The organism is Legionella pneumophila subsp. pneumophila str. Philadelphia 1 (assembly GCF_000008485.1).
In the GTDB taxonomy this organism is placed as follows: domain Bacteria; phylum Pseudomonadota; class Gammaproteobacteria; order Legionellales; family Legionellaceae; genus Legionella; species Legionella pneumophila.
This window is the reverse complement of the sequence record NC_002942.5, coordinates 1259357-1277236: the sequence shown is the minus strand read 5'-3', so window position 1 is coordinate 1277236 and position 17880 is coordinate 1259357. Positions and strand designations below refer to the sequence as shown.

Here is a 17880-nt window from a genome sequence, read left to right as displayed (position 1 = left end):
ATTTGAATAAAATTATTCTTTCTATAGATAAACTTAAAATGATTATTAATCAAGAATATCCATTCAATTATTGCATTGAGTTGAGTGCAAACTAATTCAGCATGAAAATAAAACCAGCAAATGAGCTTATGATTGCCTTATCAGATAAAATAAACCACATATTTCCCAACTAAAGGCTAAGAAATTTTTCAAGAATAAAGGTGTTAATTTTGTTAATTTTGTAGTATATTTGTCCACGCTATTTTGGAGATAAAACACATGACAAGTAAATTGGTCATTTACAATATACAGAAAAAATAACGAACTCTCCAAAATTATTTTTTAATACTTGGAATAATGTGCTTTGCCCATGAATCGATACGGATTCTACAGTTGTTTAGGAGTGTAAATGCTTGAATATTTGACATGGATTACTGCCAATATTGTATTAGTGAGTAATTCAATTTTCGGAACACCACATCCAGTTCATGCTCAATTACAAGTACCTCAATGTCTTGCTGCAAAAATGACGACTGCGCATGATGTCCTGGCTGAAAATGAGCAATTCAAAATCATTGATCTGCCTGGCAGCGATATTGAGAATGTAACTCTTTTAGCAGAACAAGTGAATTGTGGCGATTTTATCGACGTAACGGATAAGTTCTCGGATACCCTGTTGACCGCCAAAAGAAAGTCAGCAAAAAATATTCTGCAAAGCAGCGCATTAACTGCCCTTAAAAAATCCCAAGAAGACAAGAACATCTATGAGATTAAACACCAAAAAGAAGTCAATGCTGCAATAAAAGAGGTAGTTGCAGACAACATTTGGCAAACATTAAATCACTTGACCTCCTATAGTAATCGTTCAGCAACCAAAGACACAGGAGTTGCTGCAGCGAATTGGTTAAAGTCTGAATTCGAAACAATGGCAATGGAGTACAATCGCAGAGATACTGCCACATTTCTTGTGAAAGCAGGTTGGTATAAACAACCCTCCCTGGTGACAGTCATTGGTAAAGAACTGAAAACACCCGCCATAGTCATTGGCGCACCAATGGATACTTTAGATGGGAACATGCCTGGCGCTGATGAAGGTAGCGGTGCTGCTGCCATTATGGAAAGCACTCGTATTTTGTTAGCCTCCAAGCTGAAATTCAAGCATCCGATTTATATTATCTGGTACGCTGCCAGCGATAGAAATTTGGCTGGGTCTCAATATGTAGTCCAATATTTTCAAGAAAAATCTATTCCTGTTAAAGCCGTACTGCAACTCAACAAGACAGGGTTTCGCGCTAACTCAGATGATTCAACCATGTGGGTATTTACCGACAATACAAACAATGATCTGAACCAATATATTGCAAAATTAATAAAAAATTACATCCATACACCAGTTAATTTTTCGCAGTGTAATTACGAATGCGGTGATCATATTTCCTGGAGTCAAGAAAATATACCCGTAACCTATGCAGTTGAATCTGACTTTAAAAACCTTAACCCCTATATCGGCAGCTCTTCAGATACAATGGATTTTTTGAATCTGGAACATATAGCTAACTTTTCAAAGCTGGCCATTGCTTTCTCAATAGAGCTGGGCTCCAAATAAAAACACGTCAAATCATTAATATCAGGGTAGGCGATTCTTATAATTCCTACCCAAGATCTATCTACGAGGAGGACGGCTATTATAATTTGCCACTCTTGAGCCCCATTCCAACAAGTTTTTATTGCAATCATCCTTGTCCAGGAACACCTCAATAAAACAAAGCGCGTCTGTTTTTTCTGCCTGTTTAATTGCAGTGAGTAGTTCCTTGTTGGTTTTAACTACAAAAGATTTTGCATTACTCTGTTCCCCGCGGAATACATTAACCAGTTCAGCGTAACGCCAATTATTAATGACATTATAAGGACCATCATGAATTTGTACTTCAATAGTGTAACAAGCATTATTCATTAAAAAAATAATTGGTTTATACCCGTAACGTATCATGGTTGATATTTCCTGGGCAGTCATTTGAAATGAGCCATCTCCTATGCAGGCAATCACTCTTTTTTGATTATGCAAAGCAGCTTGCATGCCTAGCAAAGCACCCACTGACCAACCAATAGAACCATACTGCATTTGAATTTCGAAAGGACAACCTTCAGGCAAAGACAGGCGCATACAATTAAACCAGGAGTCCCCTGTTTCAGCCAACAAAGCTTTTTTGTCAGAAAGCATTTTCTGAATTTGGCCAAACAAATAACGGCTGCTTAATGGAGCGTCAGGTTGATCTAACTCTGGATAGACAACAGTTTCTTCAGCAATTCGTTTATAAGCTTTGTATGAAGCATCATTAAATTTTAATTTTTTACTTAATTCTCTGAGAAAATCATTCATGAAGATATTGGTATAAACTGTTTCACCAATAATAACCCCTCCCTTGGTGGTCTTTATTGATTTGTGGGGGTTGATTCCCCATACATACCCAACTGTAGTATAGTCATTCTCATTAGGCCCAATAAGCAGATAGGCATCACTGGAATCGATAATTTCGGCGCATCCAGAAGAGCTGACTGGTCCCCAATAGATACCTATAAAGTTAGGATGCTGTTCTGAGATAAATCCTTTCGCATCGGGCATAGCCGCCATAGCATATCCAGTACACTTTGCCAACTCGCTGACAGAATTGATTGCATTACAATGCCTAACCTTACTACCTACAATCAAGCTGGGCTTTAGAGCGGAGTTTAATTTTTCAGCAGCATGCTCTACTGCTGCAGCCAGAGACGAACTGTCGCTAATTTTATAGGTGTTGAATGCGCGTTGAGTAGGCTTGGAGATAGGATAGTTAGCAATATTACACGCTATTTCAATATAGACCGGCTTTTTTTTAGCGATTGCGATTGCTATAGCCTCGTCTATCTGCATGGCAGCCTGCTCTGGCTTTCGAATACAAACGACATGGGCAGTAATTCGAGAAAAAATGTCCCTTACATACAAATTATCTTCAGTCGCCAACGTGTGATGGAGAATTTCAGCATCCTGTATGGAGTTGGTATTTGGGCCACCTGATATAACCAAAATGGGAAGATTTTCAGCATATGCTCCTGCAACTGCATTAACAACACTAAGTCCACCGACACTATAAGTAACGAATAAAGCAGAAACCCCTTTTACACGGGCATAGCCATCAGCAGCGTATCCGGCATTCAACTCATTACAGCAATTAATCATTTTTATTTTTTCGTTTTTCAGGACCTCATCGAGTAAAATAAGATTGTAATCACCCGGTATAGCAAAATATTCAGAAATATTTAATTCCTCCAGCCGCTTTGCCAAATACTCTCCAATTGAGCACATGTTAATCCCTTATTAAATAAGAACTTTTTAAATTATAGCACAGCCAAAAATCAGTAGGTGGCAAGTGAATACCTGCTAAAAAATAGAGTTCACAAGGCATCAAATTGCAGATGATAATTTAAATATTCTATCTTGGAGTATGTTGACAATTCGATCCAGAAACTACATCCCGCGTCTTGGGCGCGGGATTAATGGATGCTGTGGACAAACAAACTGGTCGGCATTTTTGTTAACACATCTTAAAGGCCAGGCACAAATTCACCATTTTTCGATGTCAAAATCTCATTTTGAATGTCCATTATTTTTGCCAAATACAATTTGATTTTGCCCTTTTCATCCTTTTCACAAAGCGCCTTTTCTTCTGATGTCATTCTAAGTAAAAGTTGGATGTAATCATCAGAAGCGCTTTGAGTGCTATCCGAAAATGTGGTTGATAACGTGCCATTAATAACCAAATCAACCAAGTTTGGGCTGATGAATTTTTTCCTTATCAATGAATTCTGTAATAGTGCAGATTGATTTTCGCTTGCTGCTTCTTCTTTAAATTTTATTAAAATATCCTGCATTATTTTTAGGAAAAGGGTTAATCCTTCCATTGGATTGATTCTTCCAAGTGATACTTCATGCAGGATTTCCAAGCATTTTTTCCTGCAAGCCTTTTCCAGGATATCATCGAAATCATTCACAAAGGGAGGTAATTCTACCGTGGCATTCAAACTGTCCATAAAGTGAGTTCCGGAAAGAAGACTTTTATGTTTTAATCTTCCCTTGTTTTGATAGATAGTACTATCAAGCAATGATGGAGTAAGACTGCTATGACAGGCTTCAGTGATAGTTATGCCCCTGTTGGTATTACGCCCCCTGCCATGCTGAAGATCGGTATAACCATTTGTTGGAACGATTTCTGTATTATAATAAGCTATCAATGTATAAAAAAATAAGTCAACACGACGATTAGCATGTTCAATGACATACTGTTTCACCATTGACAGCAATGCGTCTTCTTCATCCCGATGTACATCTAACTCTTTTCTTGAGTATGGCAGTGAGAGTGCTGCACTAAAATTCTTTTGATAATTGAATCGTTTACGTTTTCTGTGACTAAATTGATCCTGTTCTGCCAATTTTAATTTTGAAAAAAACCTTGAATCCGGTAATGTTTCAGTAAATTTACGCTCTTTTAACTCTTTAGTTTTCAGAGTGTTTTGAGGGTTAACGGTACTCTTAAGCAGCGGCGCCTGGAGTAAAGGGCGGGAAGTTAAAGAAAGATCTTTGCGCATTACTGCGGAAAGGTTTCTACGAACACTAAACATTCTCATCATGGTCTTCTCCCTTAATAGCCATTATGTCACCGTAGTACCTGCTCAAAGCATCAAGCGTCTGTTTTTCCATAAAGACACTTAAACTTACTTAGTGAGAGTTCACAGTCTGGATGATCTTCAAAGCCAGCTCCCTGTCTAAGCCAGAACATATACTGTCTTTTTACAGTACATAATAATCTTTAAAAAAGCAAACATTAAAATAACTTAATATTGAATGCTTCATACAGACAAGTTAATTGCTATGCTGATTATTATTTACAAATATTGATACTTTTTTTAATATGCATCAATTCAATACCAAGGATTTACTGTGTCATACCAGACTTTTTTCTCGACTTGATCGTCATAATTCAATCTTGTGCACCCGCATGCAGCCATGCAAATACAAAATTCTAGCCAGTCGAGGTTAGATGCGAAGCTTGGTTGGGCAAATCAATTTGTCCGGCTAAACCTATAAATTAAAATAGCGATGTAGGAAGAAAAACATGCAAAACAAATTATTACAGTTTATTTGCATCAAAAAATTGTACAAACAGAAACAGTCTTATAAATCAATAATAAAATTTGCCAGTTTGCCTTTAGCAAAGAAACAAATTATGTGCTCCATTGCATTACTCTTCGTTATAAAATTGTCTTGGGCAACTCATCATTATGACACAATAATTATCGGTGCCGGGGTATCCGGATTAACCGCAGCGCATCATTTACATAAGGCACAGCAAAAAGTACTGATTATTGAGGCAAAAAACCGCCTTGGAGGCAGGGTATATACCAGCTATGATTGGGGTTTCGCCACTGATTTGGGGGCATCCTGGATTCATGCCATTGAAAACAACCCATTAATGCCGCTGATTGGTAAACAGTCAATTATTATCAATACTTACAGTAACTCTGATCCAGTAGCCATGCTGAATAATTATGCTTTATATGACAGCGAAGGAAAGCCAGTATCAAAACAAACGCAGACTTTATTTTCAAGTTTAACCAAGGAATTCTTAAGATATTGCCAAACTCGCAATCAAATGATCTCTTTCGCGCAAAATCTCACTACCTTTGCAAAACAAAAAAAACTTACTTCTGAACAACTTGCCTTACTGAGTTATGCCTTGGAAAATATCTATACTTACGAATTTGCTGATAATTTGACTAAATTATCACGCAATGTCCATTCCGCATCCGAGGCATCCATAGCTTCTGGAAAAAATGCCCTTGTACCTGAAGGCTATTTCCAACTTTTCCGCCCACTTACTCAGCATGTTCCTATTCATTTAAACCAAATAGTTAGCCAAATTAATTACGGAGCTGATGGTGTCAACATCATAACTCAACATGAAAAATATCATGCCAACCAAGTCATTATTACCGTCCCATTAGGCGTGCTCAAAGCCAATGCAATCAAATTTCATCCTGCTTTACCCAAAGATAAGCGCACAGCAATCTCTCAGTTAGGAATGGGAAGTTATGAAAAATTGTACTTATTATTTGACAAGGTTTTTTGGGATAAAGACAAGGAATGGATTGGCATGCTCCCCCAAAATGAGCAAGAAGCATTCAATATCTTTAATTATTACAAGTACACAAAAAAGCCTGTACTCATCGTATTTACCAGTGGCAAACTTGCGCACGATATGGAAAAAGAACATTTAACCGAATGGGTGATGCAACATTTAAGACGAATTTATGGAAGCAACATCCCGAAACCAATTAAAAATAAAAAAACTCATTGGGGCAGTGATCCATTCACACGTGGCAGTTATTCCTACTTGCCGGTAAACGTTGATAAGAGTGTTATTGGCATTCTCGCCCAACCTGTAGCTAACCGTCTCTATTTTGCTGGAGAAGCTACCTCAACCACAGATCCCAGTACTGTGCATGGCGCTTATCTATCAGGGATACGCGCAGCAGAAGAAGTACTGGCCAGCATCAAACACTCTGGAAAAAATAGAGAAAAAGATAAAGCTGTCAACTCATAAACCCATCTTGATTTTGGAGAAAGTGATGTACACTAAAAGAGATAATCATTTGCTGATTAATAAAGAGGAAGAACAAGAAGAAAACCAAAAAACGGTATTTGTCCCTCAAACAAATAGTTTGGCTCTTCCTGAAACCCAAAGCTACTTTTGTACAGCAGAGCAATGCTCTTTAAATAACCCCTATGCCCCAGCTCAAGGTTATACAAGACCTGATTCATTGCATTTCAAAACAACCCCTATAAACTCAGAGATTTACGAACAAGTATTTAAAGTTTCAGAAGAAACTGTTAAAACCGAAACACAATTTGCAAATAGAGCTCCTGGACACTTGGAAAAAGAGGAAAATCGTTCCGGTGATTGGAGTGGGTTTATTCCGGATGAGTTATATCAAATGATGATGGAGGCTGCAAAACAAGGCATTTTTGTCTCGTTCCTTCTCACTCTCACTGATGAAATAATAAATGACTATCTAAAAAATCATCATTATTCACAGCAACAGATAAATTGGATTTCTCAAGGCATTCGAGCTTTAACTTTAATTGCTATTGGTACTTCACCAGGAATCGCTTTGGGATTACCGATAAGCACACTTTTGCTGATAGAGCAGTTGGGCTTTGATAAAACGAATGTTAATTATCTCACAACAAGTTCAGTCGTAGCTTGGGGGCTATTAAGCTCACCTTTTAACTTGCTTAATACTTCCCTTGTGATGGCAAGTTCTATTGGAGCCAGTGTATTAACCAGTAAAATAACACAATCATCCTATCAACTTGTGCGTAACAGGTTTTTTTCTTCAAAACCTGAGAAAGAAGAATTAGAACAAGAGAATATATTGCAAAAAACAATCCAGCAATAATCCACCGCACAAACTTTAGGAATTACGATGGGATTTCTGCTAAAAAGAACCCACTTCTTCCCATGCTTGGGAAAAAATAATCAGAGATCACTTCAGATTTTATAACCAAAATTCTCAAGCACAGGATTAAAAGATTTTAAATCATTAGTTGATATTTACTGACTAACATTGTCTATATTTATTATTATGATTACTATTTATTCAGAATAATGGCACACGATAAAACCTTCTTTTCTCAGCAAGCACACTCTAGCCTTACTTTGGTTAATTATGTGCATCACGACGGAATTGGTGATTTCAGGCATTTACTTGATTTTGTGTCTTTTTTTAATAACACTCCTGTTTTAAAAGAGATAGAATTGATTTGTATTGTTATAAACAGTCACAAACCAGGTAATCCTCAATCTGTGTATATAAAAGAGCAGTTGGAAAGCATGAATGTCACACACAAGATTTTGATCTACGACTCCATTAATGGTCATGAGGATTTACGACAAGAAATTCAAAAAAATAGACCATTACGAAAACAATTACAGCATACTATTGGAATCATTGATATTGCATTGAATACCTCTTATAAACTGGTTATTCAGGAGTTTTGCAAAAACAAACCACCAACAATCACTATAGCCGAAATTGATTTATACGCTACTTATGATCAACCATCTCTGGCTTCAGATCCTGAAAAACGTATCGATAAATCAAGATATCAAGCTGATCACGTCTACATAATGGGGCTGGGGACAGGAAAGGTAGGGCTAAAATTAACCGGAGGATTATTTAACTCTCCTCAAAAAGCCCGAGAAGCTTTGCAGCAAATCAGTGACAAGAGAATTAAAAATTTACTGTTAGATCAAGTTGCTGAAGAGCCCATTTCACAAGAAACAATAAACGTTTTTTTACAAAATAATCATTTTATTCCTGGGTACCTTCAGGATATCGATACTATATTTGGATTCATCAGTATTTTTGCCACCAATCATAAATTAAATGAGGAAAGAAAAAATCTCATTTTTTATTTAAACAATTATCAAAATCTATTCAAGAAAAATTATTATGATGAAGACACGGGGCGACGCTACTCACAGTTCACCGATTTATTGTTTGACAAACATTTACCTTGGCATAAAGTTTTTGCAAGTTCAGGTATCCGCTCAATTACCATCTATAACTACGCTGGTCAAAAGCCTACTGAAGAAGAAATAACCCTAAATCCGGAAGGTCAGCAAATGACTATCATTACTGGTATTATGCTTAATGATACTGACTATCAATTGCTCTATGACATCCCACAACATTTCGTTGCAGCTTCAGGTGACAATACGCTGGAAAATGCTATTAATCATGGTCTGCTATTTTTAATGCAATATAAGTATCAATATCATACCGTTAGAGAAATTGCTAAAATTGCAGAGCAAGCAAAAGATACTTTAGGTTTTAGTGAAGAAGAAATTCGAGAATTTCATGCCTATTTTGGTGAGGCCCATCACCTTATCAGTTATAGTAATGAAAAGTCTACAAAAGCCAGATCTTTGTTACAATCAATAGATTTAATACGTTTGTCTTCCAATATGAGAAAAGTTTGCGCCTATTTAATAGAGAACGAGAATTTTTTACATCAATTACCTGAAATTTTACAAACCGATTTATTGAATATAAGCAAACCAGGAATGAAACAATAAATTTTATCAATCACTACAGCTTCTGGTAGGTTAACATGTTTATTCTATACTCCTTTTTGAGCGTAGCAAAATTAGTTTAGCAACCTCGATCATGTCTTCTTTCATGTTCAAGTAACCAATGTTTACGATTTACACCACCTCCATATCCTCCCAGTTCGCCATTAGCGTTGATAATCCGATGACAAGGAACCACTATAGCTAATTGATTAGCACCATTGGCATTAGCCACCGCCCTGTAAGCCGACGGATTACCTATTACTTTTGCCTGTTGCAGATAACTTCTTGTTTCACCATAGGGAATATCGATTAACGCAAGCCATGCCTTTTTTTGAAAAGGGCTGCCAATTAAATGGATAGGTGTATTAAACTGTCTTAGTTCTCCTGAAAAATAAAGCTCCATCTCTTTTTGTATAGCCTTTAACACTGGGGAATCTCCCGGGATAATGACTGCTTTGGTTTTATTTCTCAGCCTTTCAACTTCTCTTTCCAACCCTCTTCTATCGACGAATTCAAGTAAATATAAAGCGTTTTCATCTGCAACAGCCAGCATAGGACCTAAAGGTGTATCCAACCAGGAAGCCTTAAGAACTTTGTGCTGTTCATTAAAATGAGATGGAGCTGCTCCCATAATCTTCGCAAAAGCATCTCTAAAACCACTACCTGAGTGATATCCAGCATCAATTTGCGCATTAATCACTAAATCACCTTCTCTGATTTGTTTCATTGCCATGCCCATTCTTCTGGCACGAGCGTATGCTACAAATGTCATGCCAAATCTTTTCTTAAATTGGCGCCTTGCTGTTGCAACATCAACTGATAAGGCCGCAAAATCACTGTCTTTCCATCTTTTTTCAGGATTAGCCTCAACTGCATCAACCAAATGTTTAACCAAATCAGAGACTTGATTTGGATGTGACAGAGGCTGACAACGTCTACAGGGTCTGTAAGAGGCTAATAAAGCCTCTTGAGCGGTATGAAAAAATTCACAATTTTCCAATTTTGGTTTTCTTGCAGGACAAGTTGGTCGACAAAAAACACCTGTTGTTTTCACTCCGACATAAAAAATCCCTTCATAGCAGGTATTTTTACTCAACAGAGCAGTATAATATTCCTTTTTTCTTTGATCGTTAATTTCAAACATCACCATTCCTGACAAGCTTTCTTACTAATTATTATAAATCTTCTTTAAAATGGTGAAGCCGAAAATCAGACAGTGAATTTTTAAAATTAGAAAAGGCGCCAGTTATCCATGAGAAATATTCCCATGCCTGTTTTGATGTTTTGCCTGATGATAAACATAGGCTGGATAAAAGAAGTAAAAAGGCAATAATTTAACTAAAGAATAAAAAAAGAAAGGTAATCCTGCTATTAGAGTAATAATCTTTAAAATCGCATGCTCACCAGTAATCCCTATAATAACCCAGGGAAAGATCAAGGACAGAAGAATCAAAAGACGTAAACCCCAAACCTTGGCAACCAATTTTTTATTATTAAGAGCAAATTGCAAGGACTCGAGTCCCTTTTTCATAGGTGATTCAGGATTATTTACACTTAAAATAGGCGTAAAAATAGCCAATACATAAGCTAACAGCACCAATGCTCGGAAAGGTTTAAAGAAAGAGCCAGCGATCTCCATGATAATAATAGTCAATAAAATGGGGCCCATAGACATGCCCATTACTTTCGAAGTATTGGGATTAATAAAATCGATATCATCCGTATTCATTTTGACGGGTTTGCCATCCAGATGGGCCTTAATCATCTGATATAATGCATCAAGAAAAGGGAAAAGAGCGAAATAAAGTAGCCCTGCTATTAGCAAAAGATAGGGATAATTAATCAACGCATGGTCAAAATTAATCCAACCTAACTGATTTAACCCTAATGGAATAATTAATCCAAAAACAATAAAGACAGCAAGTGGTGTTAATATAAGATAACTTAAAGGCCACCATAGCGAAGAGCGGCAAAGTGAGTAAGATTGCCATGCCTCATTAAACCAAGGGAAGTATTTTTGCACAGTCATGAAATGTCGGACACTAATTATATTAAATGATTTATATTAGCACGTTAATTCCATAGTTAAAAGAATACTCACAAATGCTGAATTGACATATTGAAAGGTATGTTAACAATTCATCCTCACCGCCTACGTACCGCTGCTTGCCAGCGGTATCCATAAAATAAATTTATGATTGTTTTTCTATGTTTTAGGACCGCTTGAACTCAACTCATCGGCCATGTCATTTGTGTTTCTCTCTTGCGTAGCGAGAGTGAAAAATAAAGTAGGGCTGTGGATAGGCTTCTCGTCCTTTTCCGAACATTCTTTATCAGGTTTACCTGCAGAGTCGGATTTTAAATCGACTCTTTGAATCTCGGTGTTACTCTCATGGGCTTTTACAATATTTAATGGAGTACTATTCCAAAATGCATTGGCTATAATACCTGATATCAACAAACCTGCTCCTACACCAATAAAAGCTCCCGCTATCGCCCCCATTAATACACCCAGTCCTGGCAAAAGGAAAAAACCCATGAGTCCGCCAATAATAGCCCCTACTCCTCCTGAGGTGAATGTACCTCCACCTATAATAAGACCTGTTCGCATAGCCGGTGATAATTGACTTTCTTTAACAGTTTGGCGAATAGTTGCTTTTTTTGATTTATTAGCATTTTCAATTTCAAAGGATATCCCTTTTGCTCCTGTTTTAAGTTTGTCAGTGGACGATATTGCCTCTTTTTTATCGGCAGCCCGCATAGACTGAACGGCAGGATGAATGTGCTGTCTTCCCCTGTCTTTATCAACAAGCGCTCGCGTTTCTTCGCGCGTTGTCATACGAAGCACATTATCTTCATTACCTAAATTATCCAGCGTATCGATAAGAATCGGATTATAACTACCTTCTGGAGCTCCAAATTCTTTCATTTTCTTATGGCTATAGGCACAAGTAAAATCCCCACATGAGTAAGCATCACCTTGCGGATGTTTCGGACCCGTATGCCGTATATTCACAAGCTCTTTGGGAACGCCACACTGGTTTAATAAATCAAGTACATAGTCATCAAGTACTGCAGCGCCTTCAGGCCCATAAGGGTCAAATAATTCAAGATCATAAGCTGTATCGCTAGTGCCGCCTTGGGGTTTGCTTAAATAAACTCCTCGCCAATGTCCGGGTCCAACAGGTATCATAATGTAATGAACTTCAGGATTGAATACATCACTTGCCAAAGTTTCTATAATCGCATTAGCAGAATGAGAGTCGTAGCGATTGAGAACTGCCATCACAACGATACGCCCCTGAGATTTTGGCATGAGCAGAGTCATGTCATGATCTTGCATTTGATCACGCTCTGTTCTTAAATGCAATGCTGTTTCATCAAAACGTCCCTGCATAAGATGTCTTTGGCGGTTTATTTCAGATTGAGCCTCCATTTCTGCAGTGATCAATCCATAAATGAAATAGGAAGTTCCCTCCAAATCCGGATTGTGTTCAGACTGGCTGTCTTTAATGGTTTTAATTAACAAATTGATAACATTTTGGTTTTGGGCATACAAAGGAATATCATCTGCTGCAGCGAGATTATTAATAAGTTCTATGAGCTTCTTGTCTGTTTCATTAAGTTGTCTGGCGTATTTTTGGATTAATGATCTTAAACTTTTATTCTGAATTTCTTTACTTAATGCCATATTATCGCTCCCTAAATCCATATACAGATGCTATATAAAACAATTAAGAAAAAATAAAGCTTCCCTCCTCTTTAATAATGTATGCTCCACCTGAAGCAGTTACGCAATGCTTTTGACTCTGAAATAGACCTCTTGCCTAACCTGTCTCTTTTGTTTTAGGGCAAGAGGTCTAATGAAATAAAAAATAATTAACCGAAAAGAAATTCACTCTCATGATTAATTATTGCACCCATTGAATATATGATAACTTAAACACGATAACATGCTCATGTCCACATAAAAAAGAGCATTACTTACCCGTGATAGAGATCACAGCTTATATCTTTATTGTTAATACATCAGTTGGATGCGAAAACAATTGATTTTCTGCAATCACTTTTGCCCCGCTTTTTTCATAAAATCGATTCAAGCCAGGTTTTAAAGTATCCAACATAATGTATTCCGATTTTGAATCGCTTGCTAATTGTTTCGCCTCATCAATAATTTGCTTTCCAAAACCCAGCCCTCTATATGGTTTATCAATATAGACATACATCAACTCATTCACTACCGGGGGTTTAAATCTTCCATGGTTAAATTCCGGACTCATCTCTTTATCGAATAAAACGAACATGGCAATGGGTTGTCCATTAAAAGTTCCTATATAAGTATGCTCTTTCAAATCAGACAGGATTTTTTTACGAAACTCTAGCCCTTTATTACGAATATATCCCCATTCTTCCTCTGCCCATGTTGCGGCAAGATCCAAATATTTCATGCAATCAGACAGTTTAGTAAAAGTGAGTTTGTGTTTGGACATTGCTGAACTAAAAAATAACATCTGATAACCCTCTTAATTAAAATGATACAACCTGCAAATTTTATCTAAGGCCACCCCGTTTTATAAATACCTCTGTCTGATATGAGCCAAATAATATTGCGGATTTAACTCTTCGCCTGTTGCTTGACGCAATAACTCTTGATAAGAAAATAACTTTGCTTTTTGATGAACATTTTCCCTAAGCCAAATTAACAACGATTGAAAGTCACCTGATTTGATTTGATCATTGATATCAGGGATTGCTTTTTTGGCCGCCGAAAACAATTGAGCGGCAATTAATGCACCAAACGTATAAGCAGGAAAATAGCCAAAATTTCCAGAAGGCCAATGCACATCTTGCATCACACCATTTTTGTCATTCCCTTTTGTTGATAGTCCTAAATATTTTCTCATGAAGTTGTCCCAGACCTCTGGTAAATCATCAATGGTAATCTCCGAAGAAAACAAAAGTTGTTCGATTTCGTAACGCAGTATTACATGTAGTGGATAAGTGACTTCGTCTGCCTCAACACGAATTAAATCAGGTTGTACTTTCGTACAATGAAAATAAAGATTCTCTTCAGTTATATTTTGAGCTTCTTTAAAATATTTTTTCGCGATAGGAACCAAAAAACTTATAAACTCCAAACTTCGACAAATTTGCATCTCAATAAGCAACGATTGGCTCTCATGCACAGACATTCCTAATGAATGGCCAACAGGTTGCCGACTCCATTCTTTTAGCAAGCCTTGCTCATACAGAGCATGACCTGTTTCATGGGTAATTGCCATTAAGGAAGATATGAATTCCTGCTCACTGTATCGGGTTGTCATTCGAACATCATCTGAAATACCACCACAAAACGGGTGGTGGCTAACATCTAATCGACCACGATTAAAGTCAAACCCCAATCGAGACATGATTTCAATCCCAAATTGCTTTTGCTTTTCCGCAGAAAAATCACCTGAAATCACTTTAATATCTCGACTTTTTTGTTTTTCGATAACGTTGGGAATAATGGCTGGTATTTCTTGTTTCAAGATATCAAAAACCGGGGTGATGGCCTTGCAATCCAAATCCGGGGAGTATTCGTCGATTAAGACATCCAAACAAGGCTTATTAAATCTTTGTGATTTAATATCGGCAATCATTTTTACTTTTTCAAATAACTTTTTAAAGTACGGTTTAAATGAGCGCCAATCATTTTTAGCTCGTAATTCCCGCCATGCCTGAACACATATCAAAGATTCATTCGTAAACTCTTCTATCAGTTGCGCTGGAATACAGGTTGCTTGCTGATATTGCCTATCGATCCAATAAACATTTCGTCGCTGCCATAATGATAAACCTGGTAAATCTTTTGCCCGTTTTATCCAGTCACCTATTTTTTTATTAGTTAACCATTCATGTTGTACAGCACTTAAAGTGGCTAACGCTTCTGCACGCGCCTGACCACCCCCGGCTGGCATCATCGTTGCTTCATCCCAGGAAACAATGGCTGCTAAATTTTCAAAATCGTAATATTTTTTAAAATGTTGTTCTAATTGTTGATAGGCATTCATGAAGGACTCTTGGCTTATACTTTAAAAATATGGGTTCCACTCAGATCTGATAGCTTTCAAAGCACCACATACAGAATAACATAGTTAAAATCCTTTCAAGAAATTTAAAAACTGACTCATGAAAAAATATTATAGACCAAAATCCGGATCGCTATTGTTCGCTGGTGTCTGGCCCTTTAATTTATTTAATACATAACTGACTTCCGTCAGATCCTTGAGAATAAACTCATATCTTCCCTGAACATTAACAATCTGGATATCTTTGGGAAAAAGATCTTTTACTTTATACTTAAAATCTCTATCAGACTTAGTGTGAATTCGGACTGAATTATTTTCCAAAACAATTTTCGGAATATCTTCTTCTGTATAACCTTGGGACTCTAAAAATTTAAGTAGTGTATTCATCTCATGATATTTATTCAGTAAATTATCCACGGAATCAGGGATTACTCCGATCGGCCTATGCAAAAAACAGTCATTTTGGGAGGAAGGTTCTTCCTGATGTTTGAAGAGACTCAGATTTTGAAGGGTTGATGACTTATCTGCTTTTCGTGCTACGATATGGCAAGGTATCAGATAAGCCAGTTTTTCCTGTATCTCTTCTGGCAACACTACAAATAATCGTTGGGTTCGCTCAATATCTTCTGGTTTATCCGATGTACAATGCGATAGAATCAATTTCACAATGAAATCTTGATACTCCTTCTGAATATACCTGGAATCAAACTTAATTTTCCTCTGAAAATCTTCAATTAACTCGGAACAAGCAACGTTTCTATCATGAGTTGTAAATTCTTTGTATTGACGACTCATTTTATCAATTAACTCTTCACTTAAAGAATCGCCTCTTGTCATAGCAAAAACACATAATAAACCGCGTATGGATTGTTTTGTGTTGACGTAGCCACAGGTGGCATAATTCTGTGCTGCAGCAAAAATAAAGGGGGGTAATACTCGGGCATCTTTAAGACATGTCTTGATGTCTTTTTCAAATGCTTTCTTCCCATATCTAAAAAGACCCAAGTTATTTTCTCCTATCTCAAAATGAGAGAAAAAGTCTTCATCCAGCTTACCGTCTATCTCATAGATAACTGAACCTGCTTTCGGTTCCTCTTTCTTAATTAAACCCTTATCATTAAGACATGAAGCAATTCCTCCTTGCCCTCGGTTAGAAAATACAAGATAAGTTTTATTGGACTCTTTATCCCATAATATGGATAAACCAACACCATGTTGCGTCCATCCCACCGTAAGCAATAGAGGTTCGCCTTCCAAATACGTTTGATATAAAATTTTCCGCGCCACCTCCACATTCGCTATGCCGTTTAATAGCACTGTCTTTTGTAGCGCCCTTAAAACAGTCTTGAAGTCTTTACTATTGTCCGTCCGATTGACAAATCCAGCGACTGCATGTAACAAAAATCTATTCGCCTGTTCGGCACCAGCAGTGTATTCGTTTAACCCTAACCTGTGCGCATAACCCTCCAAACTCCTTGCTTCGGGTATAACAAATCCAGTACTTATAAAATGCTCTATTAGTAGCATACCGGCTTCAACGGAATTGACCTTACCAAGCATCAAGAACTTTAGATCAGGATTACAAACAGGTAACAGAAGTTGAATCATCTTGACATCATTCGACTCAATTGCTCGCGACAAACAGTCTTCTATCAACGCCTCAGGAATTTTATCTATTGAGTCAGTAAACACTCTCCTTAATTTAACCAGTTTTTCTTCATTTTTATCTTCCATTGCCAAAATGGTTGCATCAACCAGCTCTATCAATTCAAGAATTTCTTTATCCCGAACTGATAAAATAACATCCACTGCTCCCAACTCTTCAGGATTAAAGGAAAATCTCTTTTTCTTGCTTTCCAAAATACAGTAAAAAAATGCTGTATGGCCATCGGGGTCGGTAATATTTATATTTGGTATAATCTTAAGTTCTATAATCGCTTTGACCGGGTTAAAGTGACCTTTTTTAGCTTCCTTTAAAAAGATCTCTTCTAACAACTGTTTATTACTTCCAATTTCCTTCTTCTTTTCCAAATAATTATAAATTTCTACGATGTTTTCAAAATATTTATTTCCTTCATAAGGACTGTGCAAAAATAGAAAGTGCAACAGTTTTTCCTCGGATAAAGAAACATGAAGCTCATCGATAAGGTATTTAATGATCTCAAGGCGCCCACAAGTAAGAGCCAACTCCAAATAATACTGAAGGATTTGTTCATGAGTGAAAGAGTCATGATTGTCTTTTCTCTGTTTAAATAAGTTTCCACTCTCAAACTCTTCTTTGAATATTGCTAATCCATTGGCTATGACTGCAGCCTCAGCTGGAATTAAATAATTATCATCAACCAAATAATTATAATATTTTTCATCAAATCGTTTATCGACTTCCAAAATACTTTGAATCGATGATCTGGAATCAGCCAAAATTTTATCTCCTCTTGATGGTTATCTTTAAGTATAATCAAAAAATAACCAGTCAGAGATTTTTGGTTTTTTTCATGCGACTATGCGATCATTTGAAGCAATTTTTAAAAATATTCCACTCCCTGTAAAAATAATTTTGTTTTTTTATTCAATAAGAAAAATTTGTTTAATTACTCTACCAAGCTCTGTAAATTAATTGTAAACTTGACGCCGAAAAGATAGATTGTTAATGAGAT

General features: G+C 36.8%; 12 protein-coding genes. 4 read left to right on the top strand and 8 right to left on the bottom strand.

Annotation, left to right across the window (positions count from 1 at the left end):
* The first annotated feature begins 388 nt into the window (after positions 1-388).
* Positions 389-1585 (top strand): aminopeptidase LapA, encoded by a 1197-nt coding sequence (gene lapA / locus LPG_RS05755; protein ID WP_010946890.1) that lies wholly within the window; start codon positions 389-391, stop codon positions 1583-1585.
* Between the two features lie 57 nt (positions 1586-1642).
* On the opposite strand, the gene LPG_RS05750 is transcribed toward lapA, so the two are convergent.
* Together LPG_RS05750 and ravQ are read right to left on the bottom strand one after the other, a co-directional pair.
* Positions 1643-3322, bottom strand: a complete 1680-nt coding sequence (locus LPG_RS05750) for a thiamine pyrophosphate-binding protein (RefSeq protein WP_010946889.1) — start codon at positions 3320-3322, stop codon at positions 1643-1645.
* A 239-nt stretch (positions 3323-3561) separates the two neighbouring features.
* Positions 3562-4644, bottom strand: a complete 1083-nt coding sequence (gene ravQ, locus LPG_RS05745) for a Dot/Icm T4SS effector RavQ (RefSeq protein ID WP_010946888.1) — start codon at positions 4642-4644, stop codon at positions 3562-3564.
* Positions 4645-5129: 485 nt separating this feature from the next.
* Between ravQ and LPG_RS05740 the strand changes: the two genes are divergently transcribed.
* The 3 genes from LPG_RS05740 (at position 5130) to LPG_RS05730 (ending at position 9155) form a co-directional block, all read left to right on the top strand.
* Positions 5130-6617, top strand: coding sequence for an FAD-dependent oxidoreductase (locus LPG_RS05740; protein ID WP_010946887.1), 1488 nt, complete (start codon positions 5130-5132; stop codon positions 6615-6617).
* The gene (ravP, locus tag LPG_RS05735; RefSeq protein WP_010946886.1) at positions 6517-7473 is read left to right on the top strand and encodes a Dot/Icm T4SS effector RavP; all 957 of its coding nucleotides are present in this window, start codon (positions 6517-6519) and stop codon (positions 7471-7473) included. The genes LPG_RS05740 and ravP overlap by 101 nt, the downstream gene beginning before the upstream one ends.
* A gap of 209 nt (positions 7474-7682) precedes the next feature.
* Positions 7683-9155: a hypothetical protein gene (locus tag LPG_RS05730; protein WP_015444601.1), complete on the top strand. Its 1473-nt coding sequence runs from the start codon at positions 7683-7685 to the stop codon at positions 9153-9155.
* 76 nt (positions 9156-9231) lie between these two features.
* Here the strand turns inward: LPG_RS05730 and LPG_RS05725 are convergent, their stop codons facing one another.
* The 6 genes from LPG_RS05725 to lem7 all read right to left on the bottom strand — a co-directional run bounded on the left by LPG_RS05725 (position 9232) and on the right by lem7 (position 17644).
* A complete protein-coding gene (locus LPG_RS05725) occupies positions 9232-10296 on the bottom strand; it encodes a bifunctional transcriptional activator/DNA repair enzyme AdaA (RefSeq protein WP_015444602.1) in 1065 nt (354 codons plus the stop codon).
* Positions 10297-10398: 102 nt separating this feature from the next.
* Positions 10399-11181 carry a hypothetical protein gene (locus LPG_RS05720; RefSeq protein WP_010946883.1) on the bottom strand — a complete coding sequence of 261 codons (783 nt, stop codon included), beginning with the start codon at positions 11179-11181 and terminating at the stop codon, positions 10399-10401.
* 177 nt (positions 11182-11358) lie between these two features.
* The gene (locus LPG_RS05715; protein WP_010946882.1) at positions 11359-12870 is read right to left on the bottom strand and encodes a lpg1148 family Dot/Icm T4SS effector; all 1512 of its coding nucleotides are present in this window, start codon (positions 12868-12870) and stop codon (positions 11359-11361) included.
* Positions 12871-13159: 289 nt separating this feature from the next.
* Positions 13160-13663, bottom strand: coding sequence for an Lpg1147 family Dot/Icm T4SS effector N-acetyltransferase (locus LPG_RS05710; RefSeq protein ID WP_010946881.1), 504 nt, complete (start codon positions 13661-13663; stop codon positions 13160-13162).
* A gap of 60 nt (positions 13664-13723) precedes the next feature.
* On the bottom strand, positions 13724-15205 hold the full coding sequence (locus LPG_RS05705; RefSeq protein ID WP_010946880.1) for a carboxypeptidase M32: 1482 nt from the start codon (positions 15203-15205) through the stop codon (positions 13724-13726).
* Positions 15206-15334: 129 nt separating this feature from the next.
* Complete coding sequence (gene lem7 / locus LPG_RS05700) at positions 15335-17644, bottom strand: Dot/Icm T4SS effector Lem7 (protein ID WP_010946879.1); 2310 nt, start codon at positions 17642-17644, stop codon at positions 15335-15337.
* Positions 17645-17880: the final 236 nt, after the last annotated feature.